The 15,031-nt window shown below is 70.5% G+C and carries 16 protein-coding genes; 8 read left to right on the forward strand and 8 right to left on the reverse strand.

From position 1 onward, the window contains the following. Together htpX and OH768_RS37670 are read right to left on the reverse strand one after the other, a co-directional pair. Positions 1-924 carry a zinc metalloprotease HtpX gene (htpX, locus tag OH768_RS37665; protein ID WP_093625888.1) on the reverse strand — a complete coding sequence of 308 codons (924 nt, stop codon included), beginning with the start codon at positions 922-924 and terminating at the stop codon, positions 1-3. 122 nt (positions 925-1,046) lie between these two features. After that, positions 1,047-2,381 carry a hypothetical protein gene (locus OH768_RS37670; protein WP_406460535.1) on the reverse strand — a complete coding sequence of 445 codons (1,335 nt, stop codon included), beginning with the start codon at positions 2,379-2,381 and terminating at the stop codon, positions 1,047-1,049. Between OH768_RS37670 and OH768_RS37675 the strand changes: the two genes are divergently transcribed. Further along, positions 2,344-2,700 carry a transposase gene (locus OH768_RS37675; protein WP_406460536.1) on the forward strand — a complete coding sequence of 119 codons (357 nt, stop codon included), beginning with the start codon at positions 2,344-2,346 and terminating at the stop codon, positions 2,698-2,700. The two genes, OH768_RS37670 and OH768_RS37675, sit on opposite strands and share 38 nt — an antisense overlap. After that, positions 2,610-3,149: an IS5 family transposase gene (locus OH768_RS37680; protein ID WP_406460538.1), complete on the forward strand. Its 540-nt coding sequence runs from the start codon at positions 2,610-2,612 to the stop codon at positions 3,147-3,149. The genes OH768_RS37675 and OH768_RS37680 overlap by 91 nt, the downstream gene beginning before the upstream one ends. Positions 3,150-3,158: 9 nt before the next feature. Here the strand turns inward: OH768_RS37680 and OH768_RS37685 are convergent, their stop codons facing one another. The 4 genes from OH768_RS37685 to OH768_RS37700 form a co-directional block, all read right to left on the reverse strand. Beyond that, positions 3,159-3,578, reverse strand: a complete 420-nt coding sequence (locus OH768_RS37685; protein WP_406460540.1) for a VOC family protein — start codon at positions 3,576-3,578, stop codon at positions 3,159-3,161. A 103-nt stretch (positions 3,579-3,681) separates the two neighbouring features. Next, complete coding sequence (locus tag OH768_RS37690) at positions 3,682-3,942, reverse strand: hypothetical protein (protein ID WP_406460541.1); 261 nt, start codon at positions 3,940-3,942, stop codon at positions 3,682-3,684. A gap of 79 nt (positions 3,943-4,021) precedes the next feature. Continuing rightward, positions 4,022-4,213 carry a hypothetical protein gene (locus OH768_RS37695; protein WP_406460542.1) on the reverse strand — a complete coding sequence of 64 codons (192 nt, stop codon included), beginning with the start codon at positions 4,211-4,213 and terminating at the stop codon, positions 4,022-4,024. A 27-nt stretch (positions 4,214-4,240) separates the two neighbouring features. Next, the gene (locus OH768_RS37700) at positions 4,241-5,635 is read right to left on the reverse strand and encodes a hypothetical protein (RefSeq protein ID WP_406460543.1); all 1,395 of its coding nucleotides are present in this window, start codon (positions 5,633-5,635) and stop codon (positions 4,241-4,243) included. A 181-nt stretch (positions 5,636-5,816) separates the two neighbouring features. Between OH768_RS37700 and OH768_RS37705 the strand changes: the two genes are divergently transcribed. Further along, entirely contained in the window at positions 5,817-6,779 is a 963-nt protein-coding gene (locus OH768_RS37705; protein WP_406460544.1) for a hypothetical protein, read from the forward strand. A gap of 66 nt (positions 6,780-6,845) precedes the next feature. Here OH768_RS37705 and glnA read toward each other — a convergent pair whose 3' ends face one another. Continuing rightward, complete coding sequence (glnA, locus tag OH768_RS37710) at positions 6,846-8,255, reverse strand: type I glutamate--ammonia ligase (RefSeq protein ID WP_406460546.1); 1,410 nt, start codon at positions 8,253-8,255, stop codon at positions 6,846-6,848. A 198-nt stretch (positions 8,256-8,453) separates the two neighbouring features. Between glnA and OH768_RS37715 the strand changes: the two genes are divergently transcribed. Then, entirely contained in the window at positions 8,454-8,921 is a 468-nt protein-coding gene (locus OH768_RS37715) for an RDD family protein (RefSeq protein ID WP_406460548.1), read from the forward strand. A 205-nt stretch (positions 8,922-9,126) separates the two neighbouring features. Here OH768_RS37715 and OH768_RS37720 read toward each other — a convergent pair whose 3' ends face one another. Further along, positions 9,127-10,764 carry an FAD-dependent oxidoreductase gene (locus OH768_RS37720; RefSeq protein WP_406460550.1) on the reverse strand — a complete coding sequence of 546 codons (1,638 nt, stop codon included), beginning with the start codon at positions 10,762-10,764 and terminating at the stop codon, positions 9,127-9,129. 218 nt (positions 10,765-10,982) lie between these two features. On the opposite strand from OH768_RS37720, the gene OH768_RS37725 reads away from it, so the two are divergent. Genes OH768_RS37725 through OH768_RS37740 form a run of 4 tightly spaced genes read left to right on the forward strand, consistent with a single transcriptional unit; the run spans position 10,983 to position 15,014 of the window. Further along, a complete protein-coding gene (locus OH768_RS37725) occupies positions 10,983-12,053 on the forward strand; it encodes a SchA/CurD-like domain-containing protein (protein ID WP_406460552.1) in 1,071 nt (356 codons plus the stop codon). A gap of 38 nt (positions 12,054-12,091) precedes the next feature. Then, positions 12,092-12,505: a cupin domain-containing protein gene (locus OH768_RS37730; protein WP_406460553.1), complete on the forward strand. Its 414-nt coding sequence runs from the start codon at positions 12,092-12,094 to the stop codon at positions 12,503-12,505. Then, positions 12,502-13,773, forward strand: coding sequence for a beta-ketoacyl-[acyl-carrier-protein] synthase family protein (locus OH768_RS37735; protein WP_406460555.1), 1,272 nt, complete (start codon positions 12,502-12,504; stop codon positions 13,771-13,773). The genes OH768_RS37730 and OH768_RS37735 overlap by 4 nt, the downstream gene beginning before the upstream one ends. Next, on the forward strand, positions 13,770-15,014 hold the full coding sequence (locus tag OH768_RS37740) for a ketosynthase chain-length factor (protein ID WP_406460556.1): 1,245 nt from the start codon (positions 13,770-13,772) through the stop codon (positions 15,012-15,014). The genes OH768_RS37735 and OH768_RS37740 overlap by 4 nt, the downstream gene beginning before the upstream one ends. Positions 15,015-15,031 lie beyond the last annotated feature (17 nt).

Raw genomic sequence — 15,031 nt, forward strand, 5'->3', positions numbered from 1 at the left:
TCAGCCCGCCTTGTCGATTCCGGGCACCGCCGCCTCACCCAACTCGGCGGAGATCCGCCCCAGTTGGTCGAGCCGCTGCTCCAGGCTCGGGTGCGTCGAGAAGTACTTCGAGATACCGGGCTCGTTGCCGGTCGCCGGCGTGAAGTAGAAGGCGTTGAAGGCCTGCGCGGTCCGCAGGTCCTTGGTCGGGATCCGGGCGATGTCCCCGTCGACCTTGGTGAGCGCGGAGGCCAGCGCCGAGGGCCGCCCGGTGAGCAGCGCCGCCGCCCGGTCCGCCGCCAGTTCCCGGTACCGGGACAGCGCCCTGATCAGCAGGAAGCTGATCGCGTACACGGCCGCCGAGATCCCCATGATCCCCGCGAAGACGGCCAGCGTGTTCTGGTCCTTGCGCCCCCGGAAGATCTGCGAGTAGAACGCGAACCGCACCATCAGCCCGGCGAGCACCCCGAGGAACGACGCCACCGTGATCACGGCCACGTCCTTGTGCGCCACATGCGACAGCTCGTGCGCGAGCACACCCTCCAGCTCGGCCGGCTCCAGCCGCCGTAGCAGACCGGTGGTCACACAGATGACGGCGTTGTCGGCGTTACGCCCTGTCGCGAACGCGTTCGGCATATCGATGTCCGACACGGCGACGACGGGCTTGGGCATGTCGGCCACGGCACACAGCCGGTCGATCACACCGTGCAGATCGGGATACTCCTCCCGCTCCACGATCCGCCCCTTCATCGCGTACAGCGCGATCCGGTCGGAGAACCAGTACTGCGCGACGAGCAGCCCACCGGCCAGCACCACGACCAGCACCCAGGACTTCAGCAACACGATCAGCGCGGCCACGAACGCCACGTACAACAGCCCGAGCAGGAACAGCGTCAGACCCATACGCACGGTCAACCGCCGGTCGCTCCGGAAGCGGCTCTGCATCTGCCATCACCCCGCAGTCAGGCACTCGTCCCACCGCCCAGTGTGCACCCGTCCTCTCCCATGAAGCGGTCCCGATCGGGCCTAGGCGGAGCAAAAGGTGCCTGTGAATCCGGGTCCGGTCCTCACCCCCGCTTTACGGCGTGCTCGGCCCACCCGCGCAGTTTCACATCCGGATCGTCCAACAACGCCTCGGCCGCCCGCCGTCGTACGCCCCCGCCCCGCGCGTCGAGCAGCCGGAACGCGGCGACCCGCACCGGCCGCGGCCACCGTGCCCCCAGCCTTTCCGTCAGCCACTCCTCGGGCACCAGCTCCGCGGACGGCAAGAGCGCGGCCGTCACCTCACGCACGACGCCGGCCGCCGGATCGTCCAGCAGCGGCCGCAACCGTCGTACGTCCGTCACGTCCAGCGCCCGCAGTCCGGCCACGGCCCGCGCCCGCACCGCGCCCGTCGGATGGCCGACGAGCGTCCACAGCAGCTCGGCATCCGCCCGCCCACCGCACTCCGCAAGCCCGATCACGGCCCCGGGCACCGGCTCGGGCGTCGCGCACCACGCCCGGTACACCGGCAGCGGATCGACCCCGTCCTGCCGTACGACATACCGCGCACAGGCCCGTACGACCGGGGCCCGGTCGGCCAGGAACCCCACCGCGAGCTCGGCCCGTCCGGCCGGCCGCAGCACGGTGACGCCGGCGGAACGGACGCGCGGACTGCGCGCCCCGAGCAGCGGTTCGTAGACCTCGTCGTACGCCCCGACCTTCGCCACGGCGGCCAGCGCGGCGTCCGCGCAGAAGGTCTGTACGACGGTGTCGGTGTCCCGGGCTGCGGCGCGGGCGAGTTCGGCGGGGGAGAGGAGACCGTCCTCGACGGCGAGAGAGTAGGCGTAGCGGCGCACGGCGCGGTCGGGGCCGGCGCAGAGCGCGACGATCCGGTCGCGGGGGGCCCGGCGCAGGGTCTCGTCGAGCAGGCGTACGGCGAAATCGGCCCGGTTGCGGCGGCCGACGAGCAGGATCATCGGTGCGAGCGAGCCGGCGGTCAGGGCGTCGAGGCCCTCGGCCAGCCGCTGCCGGGCCCGGTCACGCACCGGCGGGGCCCACTCGGCGCAACGCAGCACGACCAGGGGCAGCAGCACCGGGTGCCCGGCGGCCCGGTCCAGCGCCGCCTGCCGGATCCGGCCGTCCCGGTGACACAGGGCGAGCGCGAGCTGGGACTCGGTGAGCGGGCCGGAGCCGCGCAGGACGTCGGAGAACTCGCGTCCGCCGGCCGTCCGCTCCCACGGCACGACACCCGGCGGACAGAAGAACTCGTCCACACGCGCCCCCGCGTCCAGCCCGAGCCACGCGCGCGGATCGCGGACGTCGAGCACGTCCCGTACCGATTCCCCCTGCGCGAGCCGCGCCGCGGCGGCCACTCCACGCCTGATGTCCGCACGCAGCTCTAGGGCCTTGATAGACGGCATACGGTGGCGAACCCGGACCGGTGCTCCCTGGCGTGATGTGCCGGAACGTTACGGGCCGTGGGACCGGGCCTATCACCTATTCCGGCGCTGGCAGCGGGACGGCACCTGGGCGAGGATCGTTACCCGGCTGCAGGCCGAGGTGGCTAGGGCGGACGCGCAGGGACTCATCATGTGGGAGGTCAGCGTGGACTCCACCATCGCACAGGCGCACCAGCACGCTGCCGGGGCATGCAAAAAGGGGCAGAGCAGAAGGAACCGCCCGGCGGCGTCGACACCGAGCCTGACGACCACGGTCTCGGACGCTCGCGCGGGGGACTGACCACCAAGCTGCACCTGGCCGTCGAGCAGGGACAAAAGCCGCTCTCGCTACGCATCACGGCCGGTCATCGGCATGACAGCCCGCAGTTCCAGCCGGTCCTGGAAGCCATCCGAGTGCCTCGCCTCGGCCGGGGTCGACCGCGCACCCGTCCGGACAAGGTCCGGGCGGACAGTGCGTACGGCTCTCGCGCGAACCGCGGCTACCTTCGCAGACGCGGCATCGGCTGCACGATCCCGGAGAAAGCCGATCAGGTCCGCAACCGTCAAAGACGCGGCTCACGCGGTGGCCGCCCGCCGAAGTTCGACAAGATCGGCTACCGCGAGCGGCACGCCGTGGAGTGTGGGATCAACCGCCTGAAAAGGCGCCGAGCCGTGGCGACGAGATACGACAAGCTAGCCGTCCGCTACGAGGCGACGGTGCTGATCGCCGTCATCAACGAATGGCTGTGACCGGCAGCATCACACTGCCGGCCCGCGCACCTGCGCCACGATGATCACGTTCCCGTACAGGTCGGCCAGGTGCAGTGACCGGCTGTCGGCGTCTTCCCGCTCGTTCCATACTCGCACCCCGTGCCCGCGCAGGTGTGCGCGGACCGCATCCAGGTCGGCGGTGTACAGGACGAGCAGAGGCTGACCGCCGCACTGCCGGCCGATCATCTCGCGTTCCCGGTCGCTGGTGGCGGTCATGAGCCAGAGGCCGACCACCTCCTGGCCGGGCACTCCGATATGCAAATAGCGATAACCATCTGCCGTCTGGTCGTGCAGGACACAGAAACCGAGAACGCCGCGGTAGAAGGCCAGGGCCGCATCGGGGTCGTCAACAAGGACAACGAGACGGCCGAGCCCCGAGAACAGGCCCTTTTCAGCATGAGGAGTCATGATCGGCACCCTAGACCGAGCCACTGACAACGAGCCGAAGCGCTCGAGGCGACTGTAGCCGGAGCAGAGCAGGGCAGGGCAAGATCGACTTTCGCAACAGGCCCTAGTACGGCGCCCGGAAGTTGACCCACCCCAGCAGCACGACGACCGCGGCGACACTCCCCAACACGATCACCGTCGACACCCAGGACGACCGCCGAGGCCCCACCCCCTCCGGCTCCGCCCGGAACGGCACCGGTCCCGGCGGATTCTCCTTCCACCGAGCAGCCAACATCCGGGCCCGCGCGGACGGCTCCTTGTGCTCGGCACCGTCGGCCCACTTGATGTCGAACTCGCGCTCTTCGTCGTCGTGTTGCTGCCCCATCCCCGTGTCCCCCTCCTGAACAACCGTGTCAGTGAAGATGATCCCTCGACCGCGGGCTGCCTGGGAAGCCAGTTGTTGACTACCCGGCGTCGTCCGCCCCGCCCGAAGGTTCCCCCGCCGTGCCGTCGCCGTCGGTCAGTTCCCGCCGTACTCGACGCCATGCCCTGATGACCTCCGGCAGTTTGGACAGGAGGTCGTTGACCTGGGCCAACAGGAGTGTCACGCAGCCGAACCCGGCGAGGATGGCCAGGGTGATGTCGTCCCACCGCATTGTGTGCTTCCGCCTTCCCTGTCGGTACTACTGGTCGAGCAGCGCACGGCCGCACAGCCAGTCGAGGGCGTCCACGCCCAGCCGGTCGGGTGCTTCGAGCAACACGGCCTGCACCGACGCCGGATCGGCCAGTGCCTCCGGCGCGTCGGAGTGGTCCAGGGCGGAGAGTTCCTCCATGGCCGACGCGATGGCCGCGGGCCATCCAGGCATGCCGAATTGGGCGGGATCGATCAGTCCGGCCGACGCGGCTCGGTGCAACACCCCGGTCCGCCAACCCAGTTCGCGCATGATCTTCGACGTGTACCAGACCCGGTTGTCGACGTTCTGTACGAACTCCTCCGTGGGCTCGCCACAGCCACGCAGGGCGAACTTCGAACCGCCGGCCCACGGAAGATCCAGGTCCGAGGCGACGGCCTGGAAGGCGAGCAGTGCCTCGGGTCCGTCGTCCCGGGCGGCGAGCAGGGCGGCCCTGGCCCGGCGATACAGATCGACACTCTGCGCGAAGACCTCCCCGTCGCTGGGCCCTCCGGCCGCCTCACGAATCTCGTTCAGCGGCCCGTCCCGCCAGGCAGCAGCCACAAGCCCGACTGCCGCCGCACTGACGAGGAGTTCCGTGTCGTCCGCGTCGATGCCGCAGTGGGTCAGTACGGCGACCAGGTCTTCGCTGTCGACGGCGAGGTCGGACTGCTCCGGAACTGCGGGGGAGGGGTGGGCCGCATCATCCGGGCGGTCGATCGTCACCCCGTGTTCCGTCAGATCCTCGAAGATCCCGTCGGGGCCGCAGTCGATGTGTTCGGTGTCGTGCCGTCCGGAACAGTCCTCGGGGCATTCCAGCTCCGCGCAGAGCTCGGGCTCCGCAGGGGTGGCTTGGTTGATGAGGTGATACGCGAGCCGGTTCGCGACGGCCTCGCGTGCGGAGATCATCTCCAGCCTGAGCCGGAACTCCTCGTCCTTCAACGCGTTGTCGTCGGAGCCAAGGGACTCCGGCGGCTCGGGCGCGTCCTCGGGGACCCACGCGTACGCCGACTCCAGTGACACCAGGAGCCAGGCAATGTTTTTGGCGTCCACGGTTCTCTCGTCGGCGAGCTTGGCGACGGCTTCGGCCGCCTCGCGCACACAGGTGACGTCGGCCAGATACCGCTCGCGCTCCGCCTCCCAGAGGGCTGACTCCGTCTTGGCCTGCTCGGCGTTCCGGACCAGCCGGGTGTCACGTGACCGGCGTGCCTGCGTCACCAGCCGGGTCAGACAGGGATGGCAGCCGAACAGCCCGGAGGTCGGTGTCGGGCCGAGGGGTATCGGTGCCCGTTCCTCGCCGAACGACTCGTCGCACAAGCAGCAGTCCAGGACGCCCCCGTGGCGCGAGGTGGGCATGGTCGGCAGGGCGGCGCGGATTGTGGCATGGGCGTACGAAGGGATGTGCATACGGGGCAGCTCCTCGGGCGACGGCGCTCCATCGGCGCCTCCTCCATGCTCACCTCGTCGCACCTCCGCGAGTCACGGTTTGACGGGCAGGACCGGGAACTTGACGAAAGGTGACTCGGCTCTGGCCTGCGGCTTCTACGGTGTTGGCGGAACGTGACACCGTGAGGGGGAGGAATTTCAGGTGGCTGTCTTGGAGCCCGAGGCCCAACTGACCGGCCCGCACCAGGAGTTGGCCGAAGCGCTGCGGGAACTGCGTCGCGCGGCGGGCGGGCCGAGTTGGCGGAAGCTGAGCATGCTCATCCGTGGGCGTGACGACCTGTTGTCGGGCGCCAGCCATGAGAGCGTGCGGGCCGCGGTCAACGGGATACGGGTGCCGCGCTGGGAGACCGTCCACGACGTCGTCGTGGTCCTGGCGGAGCTGTGCAGCCCACCCCGGGACGCCGAATCCGAGACGGCGAGGTTTCTGCCGCTGTGGCGCGCGATCCACGAAGGGGAAGCAGGCGCGCTGAAGTCGTTCCAGGAGATCGCCCACGCCGGTTGGGGAGGTGAGGACGGCAACTGGACCCCGGAATTGGTCATGGGCACGCTGGTCAACCCCTTCAGTGCCATCGAGATCCATCCCTCGCTCGCCGTACCGCACAAGCCGCTGGTCTCGGAGGACCAGTGGGTTCGCGTGATGGTGAGGTTCATCGAGGAGCAGGGCGCCGAACACGCGATGCGAATCCTGTTGCACACGCTGAAGGGGGACTACGTAGGGGCGGAGGAGGGCTCGCCGTACGGCTATCACCATCCCGACCGCGAGGCCATGGAGATGTATGCGGGGTTCCAGTACGGCTGCCGGGAGATCCTCCGGCGTCTTCGCCGTGAACCCAATCTCCTCGCGGACTCGATCCGCGCGATGCGCGCCGACGAGGAGATGAGCAGGGACGACCGGGCCGAGATGCTGGAGGCCGAGTCGGATATGAGCCTCATGCGCGAGGTGATGATCGTGACTCCGGACACCTGGGAGGAGGTCTCGGAGGAGGCCCATCACATGGTTTTCGGATACCTCGTCAAACACTTCGGTCCGGTGGGCCGGCCGGGACTGCCCGATGCCGAGCGCTTCCGGATCGTCTGGCGCGTCCCCGAGCCCTCCGCCGAGTGACGCCACAACGCGGCCGGGGCCGCCACCCTCTCGGATGGCGGCCCCAGAAGCTCTCGACGGCGTCGATCACACGTCGAAGTACAGCTCGAACTCGTGCGGGTGCGGACGCAGCTGCAGCGGGGCGATCTCGTTCGTGCGCTTGAAGTCGATCCACGTCTCGATCAGGTCGGACGTGAAGACGTCGCCCGCGAGCAGGAACTCGTGGTCGGCCTCAAGGCGGTCGAGGACGGCCGGGAGGGAGGTCGGGACCTGGGCGACACCCGCGTGCTCCTCGGGGGCCAGCTCGTAGAGGTCCTTGTCGATCGGCTCGGCCGGCTCGATCTTGTTCTTGATGCCGTCCAGGCCCGCGAGGAGCAGGGCGGAGAAGGCGAGGTACGGGTTGCCGGAGGAGTCGGGCGCGCGGAACTCGACGCGCTTGGCCTTCGGGTTGGAGCCCGTGATCGGGATACGCATCGCGGCGGAGCGGTTGCGCTGCGAGTAGACCAGGTTGACCGGGGCCTCGAAGCCGGGGACCAGGCGGTGGTACGAGTTCACCGTCGGGTTGGTGAACGCGAGCAGCGACGGGGCGTGCTTGAGGATGCCGCCGATGTAGTAGCGGGCGGTGTCCGACAGACCCGCGTAACCGGCCTCGTCGTAGAAGAGCGGGGAGCCGCCCGCCCACAGCGACGAGTGGATGTGCATGCCCGAGCCGTTGTCGCCGAAGATCGGCTTCGGCATGAAGGTCGCGGTCTTGCCGTTGCGCCAGGCCACGTTCTTCACGATGTACTTGAAGAGCTGGAGGTCGTCGGCCGCGGCGAGCAGCGTGTTGAACTTGTAGTTGATCTCGGCCTGGCCGGCGGTGCCCACCTCGTGGTGCTGGCGCTCGACCTGGAGGCCGGACGCGGCCAGCTCCAGGGAGATCTCCGCACGCAGGTCGGCGAAGTGGTCGACCGGCGGGGTCGGGAAGTAACCGCCCTTGTAGCGGACCTTGTAACCGCGGTTGTCCTCGACCGCACCGGTGTTCCAGGCGCCCGCCTCGGAGTCGATGTGGTAGAAGGCCTCGTTCGACTTGGTCTCGAAGCGCACGCTGTCGAAGACGTAGAACTCGGCCTCGGGACCGAAGTACGCGGTGTCGGCGATGCCGGTGGAGGCGAGGTACGCCTCGGCCTTCTTCGCCACGTTGCGCGGGTCACGGGAGTACTGCTCGCCCGTGATCGGGTCGTGGATGAAGAAGTTGATGTTGACCGTCTTGTCGCGGCGGAAGGGGTCCACGCGCGCGGTCGACAGGTCGGCGCGGAGCGCCATGTCGGACTCGTGGATGGCCTGGAAGCCGCGGATCGAGGAGCCGTCGAAGGCGAGTTCCTCGTCCGGGTCGAAGGCCGTCGCCGGCAGCGTGAAGTGCTGCATCACACCCGGCAGATCGCAGAATCGGACGTCGACGAACTTGACGTCCTCGTCCGCGATGAACTTCTTGGCCTCGTCGGCGTTCTGGAACATCCAGCTCCTCCTACTCCCGACCGTCCGTGCCGGGGTGGTAGTTCGTTCGTGCGGCCAGTGCGGTGGCACACGCTGGACCCGACCTTAGGGACGGGGGATTTCTCAGGCGTGACCCATTTGTTTCGCCCAAGTTAACCGGTCTTGGGCCGCCTGGCCCCTCCTGTCCGCATGGCAGAACGGGGGCAGTACCGTGGACGGGTGGACAACAGGGATGCAATCGGTTCATGGCTCTCCGGGCCCCGGGAAGCCGCGGAGCGGGCAGGTGTCGACTTCGGCTACCGCGGTGAGCAGCTCGGCCTGCCCGAGGACGGCCCCGGCTCGATCGCCCGCCCGGGCCGCCGCCTCGGCGCCCTCGCCGTCGACTGGGCCCTGTGCCTGTTGATCGCATACGGCCTGCTCACCCACGGCTACGACCAGGCGACCGGCAACTGGGCCCTGCTCATCCTCTTCGTCCTGAGCACCCTCACGGTCGGCACCATCGGCTTCACCCCGGGCAAGCGCCTCTTCGGCCTCCGCGTGGTAGCCCTCGACACGGGCCGCCCCAACCCCCTGCGCGCCCTGCTCCGCACCGCTCTCCTGTGCGTGGCGATCCCGGCCCTGATCTGGGACCGCGACGGACGCGGCCTGCACGATCGCCTTGCGAGGACGGTCGAGATCCGCCTCTGATTTCTCGCCCGCGCGGCTTCTGGTCCGGGGTTGCGTCGAGGGGGTGCTGCGGTCTTCCGGGTGCGGCGCCGTTGTGGCCGTTCGCGCAGTTCCCCGCGCCCCTGGTGGGGTGCGGTGGTCGCTCGGTGAAGCGCGCAGCGGCTGCACCCCGCTGGCGCGGGGGAGCGAACCCCACCCCCGGGCCGGCCCCCGCGCCGGGCACCGCTCACGCCCTGTGCAGTACCGATTCCACCGCCCTCCGCAGCTTGGCCTCCGGGGACGGCGACGCGCCGGGCGTGCGCCAGGCCACGAAGCCGTCGGGGCGTACCAGGACCGCGCCCTCGGGCGTCGTGCCGTGGGTGGTGGCCCAGTCCGCGGGGGGCGTGTCGTAGGTCAGGTCGGCGTCCGGGGCGTCCCCGATCCGGTGGACGTCGAGGCGTACTCCCTCGGTAGCCGCCACCCGGGCGGCCGCCGCGGGCCACGCAGGGGATCCCGTGCCGCAGAGCAGGACCAGTGACCGCTCGTAGAGGTCCAGCGTGGAGATCCGCTCACCCGCGCGGCGTAGCCACAGGTGGGGGGCCCGGCTGCCGGGCTGGCCGGTCAGGTTCATGCCGTCGGGGACGACCGGCTGGTCCGGGTCCGCGTCCACGACCGCGCCCTCGGGGTAGCGGTAGCCGAGGACGATGTTGAGGATGCCGCCGCGCTTGCCGCCGCCGATGCCGGGGGCGGGTGCGAAGCCGGGGTGGCTGTGCTCCACGGAGCGGGCCGAGGCGCGGGCGCTGGTGGCCAGGGCGACGGGGCGGCGCTCGGTGTCGTAGGTCTCCAGGAGCCCGGGCCCGGCCCAGCCGTCGAGAACCGCGGCCAGTTTCCAGGCCAGGTTGTGGGCGTCCTGGATACCGGTGTTGGAGCCGAAGGCACCGGTCGGCGACATCTCGTGCGCGGAGTCGCCGGCGAGGAAGACCCGGCCGGTCGTGTACCGTTCCGCGACCCGTTCGGCGGCACGCCACGACGCCTTTCCGGTGATCTCGACGTCGAGGTCGGGCACGCCGACGGCATGGCGGATGTGCCGGGTGAGCCGCTCCTCGGTGAACTCCTCCAGCGTCTCGCCGCGTTCGGGGTGCCAGGGCGCGTGGAAGACCCAGTTCTCCGTGTTGTCGACGGGCAGCAGCGCGCCGTCGGCGTCCGGGTCGGTGAGGTAGCAGCAGATGAACCGCCGGTCCCCGACGGTGTCCGCGAGCAGCTTGGAGCGGAAGGTGACGCTGACGTTGGCGAAGAGGTCGCCGGGGCCGCTCTGCCCGATGCCGAGCCGGTCACGGACGGGGCTGCGCGGGCCGTCGGCCGCGACGAGGTAGTCCGCGCGGACCGTGTAGACCTCGTCCGACTCACGGTCCCGGACGACCGCCGTCACCCCTTCGGCGTCCTGCGTGAACGACTCCATCTGGTGGAAGTACCTGAGGTCGCCGCCCAGCGCGCGGGCGCTCTTCAGCAGCACCGGCTCCAGGTCGTTCTGGCTGCACAGGCACCACGCGGTGGGGCTGAACCGGGCGAGCCCGCCGCCGGGGTCGATCTCCTTGAACAGCCACTCCCCGGCGTCACCCACCAGTGTCGGGGTCTGCAGGATGCCGTGGTTGTCGGCGAGGAGCGCGGCCGCGGCCTTGATGTCCGCCTCGATGCCCGCCGTCCGGAACAGCTCCATCGTCCGCACGTTGTTGCCCCGGCCGCGCGGGTGGATCGAGGTCCCGGAGTGCCGTTCGACCAGCATGTGCCGTACGCCGAGACGGCCCAGGAACAGGGACAGGGACAGGCCCACGAGCGAGCCGCCCACGACGAGGACGGGTACCCGCTGATCGGCTTTCTGCTGCATCAGGGCTCCAGAGGGAGGGGGTCGGTGGGTGGGGCGCGTCGCAATCTTCATGCCCTCTGGTTGTCCATGCCCCTTGGGGAGGGGTTCCGCGTGCTCAATCACCCGCCTGGTTCACGCGAGTCGCGCGGCACCGAGGACCGGCACACGATCAAAAAGCGCTGACGTCGCGTCATCGGCTTCAGGCGCTGCCGCTGCCCCCGCGAAGGAGATTGCGATCCATGACGACCATGTCGGAACAGGTGTCGGAGAAGCTGAAGCGAACGGCGTCGAGACGGGTGTCCCAGTCCGTCTTCGACGGCTCCCGTCTTCGGGTCGTCCTGCTGGTGGACGTGTACGACGGCGCGCAGCAGCAGTTCCTGGAGGCCTACGAGCAGCTGTGCAACCAGGTCGCCTCGGTGCCCGGTCACGTCAGCGACCAGCTGTGCCAGTCGATCGAGAACCCCTCGCAGTGGCTGATCACCAGCGAGTGGGAGAGCGCCCCGCCGTTCCTCGCCTGGGTGAACAGCGAGGAGCACGTCCGCATGGTGGAGCCGCTGCACAGCTGCGTCCGGGACACCCGGTCGCTGCGCTTCCACATCGTCCGCGAGACGGGCGGTGACACGGCGAAGGCCTCCGCGGCACAGCGCCGGCTCCAGGCGTCGCCGCGCATCGGCGACGGGGTGATCCGGCACGCGCTGACCTTCACCGTCAAGCCGGGCAGCGAGGACCGGGTCGCGAAGATCCTCTCGGACTACGCCTCACCGGAGGCGAAGGTCGACGAGACCACCCGGCTGTCCCGCACCTCCCTGTTCATGCACGGCAACCGGGTCGTGCGGGCCATCGAGGTGCGCGGCGACCTGCTGGCGGCGCTGCGTCATGTCTCCCGGCAGCCCGAGGTGCGGGCGGTCGAGGAGGCCATCAACCCTTACCTGGAGCAGGACCGGGATCTCAACGACCAGGAGTCCGCACGGGTGTTCTTCACCCGGGCGGCGCTGCCCGCCGTCCACCACGTCACCGCCGAGGAGCGGGCCGAGGGCGAGCGGCACGCGCTGCACTACCCGGCCCGGCCGGGCTGTGGGATGCGGCTGGCCGAACTGCTCGCCCAGCAGGACGAGGCGGCGGCCGAGGACCCGGCGAGCCCGGTCCTGCGCAGCACGATCTTCCAGCGCGACGACGTCGTCGTACGGCTGATCGACCAGCGGCCCGGCGTCGACGTGGACGTCACCCCCGCACACGCGCTGACCGCCCTGCTGGACGGCGACGCCGTCGGTATGCAGCTCATCACCGACCGCCGCTCGCCGGACGCCTGACCCCCACCGCCGCATCACACCCACGGAGGAACGTCGAGATGAAACCACTTCCGAAGATCGTGGACCTCAGCGAGGTCGAGCCCAACACGCGGCGCGGCGGCGATCTGCGCGCCATGCTCACTCCCGCCACGGTGGGGTCGACCAGCGGTTTCATGGGCGTGGCGATCGTGGCGCCGGGTGACCACATCGCCGAGCACTACCACCCGTACTCCGAGGAGTTCGTCTACGTCGTCTGCGGCGAGCTGGAGGTCGACCTGGACGGCGAGCCGCACCCGCTGCGGCCCGAGCAGGGACTGATGATCCCGATCAACATGCCGCACCGGTTCCGCAACGTGGGCAACGTGGAGGCGCGGATCGTCTTCCACCTCGGCCCGCTGGCGCCGCGCCCGAGCCTGGGCCATGTCGACACGGAGCAGACGGAGCCCGTCGCCGTGGGGCAGGTCCGGTCATGACCCGGCGCGTGGCGGTGACCGGCATAGGTGTGGTGGCTCCTGGCGGAATCGGCGTACCGGCGTTCTGGGACTTGCTCGCCGACGGCCGGACCGCCACGCGCGGCATCACGTTCTTCGATCCGGCCGGCCTGAGGTCGCGGATCGCCGCCGAGTGCGACTTCGACCCGGCGGCACACGGCCTGGACCCGGCGGAGGTGGAGCGCGCGGACCGGTACATACAGTTCGCGCTGGTCGCCGGGGACGAGGCGGTCCGGGACTCGGGGCTCGACCTCGGCCGGGAGGACCCGTGGCGGGTCGGGGTGTCGCTGGGCACCGCCGTCGGCGGCACCACCCGGCTGGAGAACGACTACGTCCTGGTGAGCGGCGGTGGCCAGCACTGGGACGTGGACCACCGGCAGGCCCGGCCGCAGCTGCACCGGGCGTTCTCGCCGAGCACGCTGGCCTCCGCGGTGGCGGAACGTTTCGGCGCACAGGGTCCGGTGCAGACCGTCTCCACCGGCTGCACCTCCGGCCTGGACGCCGTCGGATACGCCTTCCACACCGTGCAGGAGGGGCGCGCCGACATCTGCGTCGCCGGCGCCTCCGACTCCCCGATCTCCCCGATCACCATGGCCTGCTTCGACGCCATCAAGGCCACGTCCTGCAACAACGACGACCCCGCACACGCCTCCCGGCCCTTCGACAACAACCGCGACGGGTTCGTGATGGGCGAGGGCGGCGCGGTGGTCGTCCTGGAGGAACTGGAACACGCGAAGGCCCGCGGCGCCCGCGTCTACTGCGAGCTCGGCGGCTACGCCACCTTCGGCAACGCCTACCACATGACCGGCCTGACCAGCGAGGGCCTGGAGATGGCCCGGGCCATCGAGGACGCCCTCGACAGCGCCCGGCTCGACCCCACCGCCATCGACTACGTCAACGCGCACGGCTCCGGCACCCGGCAGAACGACCGCCACGAGACCGCCGCCGTGAAACGGGCCCTCGGGCAGCACGCCTACAAGACGCCCATGAGCTCCATCAAGTCCATGGTGGGCCACTCGCTCGGCGCGATCGGCGCGATCGAGATCGTCGCCTGTGTGCTCGCCCTGGCCCATCAGGTCGTACCGCCCACCGCGAACTACGACACCCCCGACCCCGAGTGCGACCTCGACTACGTGCCGCGCGTCGCCCGCGACCGGAAGCTGAACGGCGTCCTGTCGGTGGGCAGCGGCTTCGGGGGTTTCCAGTCTGCGGTGATCCTGACCCGGCCGAGAGGAGGAAGGACACGATGAGCGAATCCCGCCCTCGGCGGGCGGCCGTCACCGGTATCGGTGTCGTCGCGCCCAACGGAACCAGCACCGAGACCTTCTGGAAGTCCGTCCAGCAGGGCATCAGCGTCCTCGACAAGGTGAGGCGCGAGGGCTGCGAGGACCTCCCGCTCAGAGTGGCCGGCGAGGTCCGCGGCTTCGACCCGACCGCCGCGGTCGAGGGCCGCCTCCTCGTGCAGACCGACCGCTTCACCCACTTCGCGCTGATCGCCGCCGACCTCGCGCTGGAGGACGCCCGGCTGGGCCGGGCCGACACCGACGACTCGCCGTTCGACGTGGGCGTGGTCACCGCGGCCGGCTCCGGCGGCGGCGAGTTCGGCCAGCGCGAACTCCAGCAACTGTGGGGCAAGGGCAGCCGGTTCGTCGGCCCCTACCAGTCCATCGCCTGGTTCTACGCCGCCAGCACCGGCCAGATCTCCATCCGGCGCGGCTTCAAGGGGCCCTGCTCGGTGGTCGCCGCCGACGAGGCCGGCGGACTGGACGCCCTGGCACACGCCGCCCGCGCTGTGCGCCGCGGCACCGACGTCATCGTGGCCGGCTCCACCGAGGCGCCGATCGCGCCGTACTCGGTGGTGTGCCAGCTCGGTTACGACGAGCTGAGCCGCGAGCCCGACCCGGCCCGCGCCTACCGCCCGTTCACCGAGCATGCCTGCGGCTTCGTCCCCGCCGAGGGCGGCGCCATGCTCGTCGTGGAGGAGGTCGGCTCCGCCCTGCGGCGCGGGCTGCCCGTACGGGCCACCCTCGACGGACACGCGGCCACCTTCACCGGCGCCTCCCGCTGGACCGAGTCCCGCGCCGGACTCGCCCAGGCCATCCGCGGCGCCCTCGACGAGGCCGGCTGCGCCCCCGAGGAGATCGACGTCGTCTTCGCCGACGCCCTCGGCGTGCCGGAGGCCGACCGCGCCGAGGCACTGGCCATCGCCGACGCCCTCGGCGCCCACGGCCTGCGGGTGCCCGTCACCGCCCCCAAGACCGGGATCGGCCGGGGCTACTGCGCGGCCCCCGTGCTCGATACGGCGGCCGCCGTGCTCGCCATGGAACACGGCCTGATCCCACCGACCCCCGGCGTCTTCGACATCTGCCACGACCTCGACCTCGTCACCGGCCGGGCCCGTCCCGCCGACGTGCGCACGGCGCTGGTCCTCAGCCGGGGACTCATGGGGTCGAATGCGGCGCTCGTGCTGCGCCACGGCACCGCCGAGTGAGCCGAACACACCAGCTG

The organism is Streptomyces sp. NBC_01622, from assembly GCF_045209635.1.
Lineage (GTDB): Bacteria > Actinomycetota > Actinomycetes > Streptomycetales > Streptomycetaceae > Streptomyces.

Bases quoted from the DNA above. Each gene is read 5' to 3' on its own strand.
- OH768_RS37720 (WP_406460550.1), bottom strand. From the start codon at position 10,764: ATGCAGCAGAAAGCCGATCAGCGGGTACCCGTCCTCGTCGTGGGCGGC.
- OH768_RS37690 (WP_406460541.1), bottom strand. From the start codon at position 3,942: ATGGGGCAGCAACACGACGACGAAGAGCGCGAGTTCGACATCAAGTGG.
- OH768_RS37675 (WP_406460536.1), top strand. From the start codon at position 2,344: ATGTCCGCACGCAGCTCTAGGGCCTTGATAGACGGCATACGGTGGCGA.
- OH768_RS37735 (WP_406460555.1), top strand. From the start codon at position 12,502: ATGACCCGGCGCGTGGCGGTGACCGGCATAGGTGTGGTGGCTCCTGGC.
- glnA (WP_406460546.1), bottom strand. From the start codon at position 8,255: ATGTTCCAGAACGCCGACGAGGCCAAGAAGTTCATCGCGGACGAGGAC.
- OH768_RS37680 (WP_406460538.1), top strand. From the start codon at position 2,610: ATGCAAAAAGGGGCAGAGCAGAAGGAACCGCCCGGCGGCGTCGACACC.
- OH768_RS37740 (WP_406460556.1), top strand. From the start codon at position 13,770: ATGAGCGAATCCCGCCCTCGGCGGGCGGCCGTCACCGGTATCGGTGTC.
- OH768_RS37685 (WP_406460540.1), bottom strand. From the start codon at position 3,578: ATGACTCCTCATGCTGAAAAGGGCCTGTTCTCGGGGCTCGGCCGTCTC.
- OH768_RS37700 (WP_406460543.1), bottom strand. From the start codon at position 5,635: ATGCACATCCCTTCGTACGCCCATGCCACAATCCGCGCCGCCCTGCCG.
- OH768_RS37730 (WP_406460553.1), top strand. From the start codon at position 12,092: ATGAAACCACTTCCGAAGATCGTGGACCTCAGCGAGGTCGAGCCCAAC.
- OH768_RS37670 (WP_406460535.1), bottom strand. From the start codon at position 2,381: ATGCCGTCTATCAAGGCCCTAGAGCTGCGTGCGGACATCAGGCGTGGA.
- OH768_RS37695 (WP_406460542.1), bottom strand. From the start codon at position 4,213: ATGCGGTGGGACGACATCACCCTGGCCATCCTCGCCGGGTTCGGCTGC.
- htpX (WP_093625888.1), bottom strand. From the start codon at position 924: ATGCAGAGCCGCTTCCGGAGCGACCGGCGGTTGACCGTGCGTATGGGT.
- OH768_RS37725 (WP_406460552.1), top strand. From the start codon at position 10,983: ATGACGACCATGTCGGAACAGGTGTCGGAGAAGCTGAAGCGAACGGCG.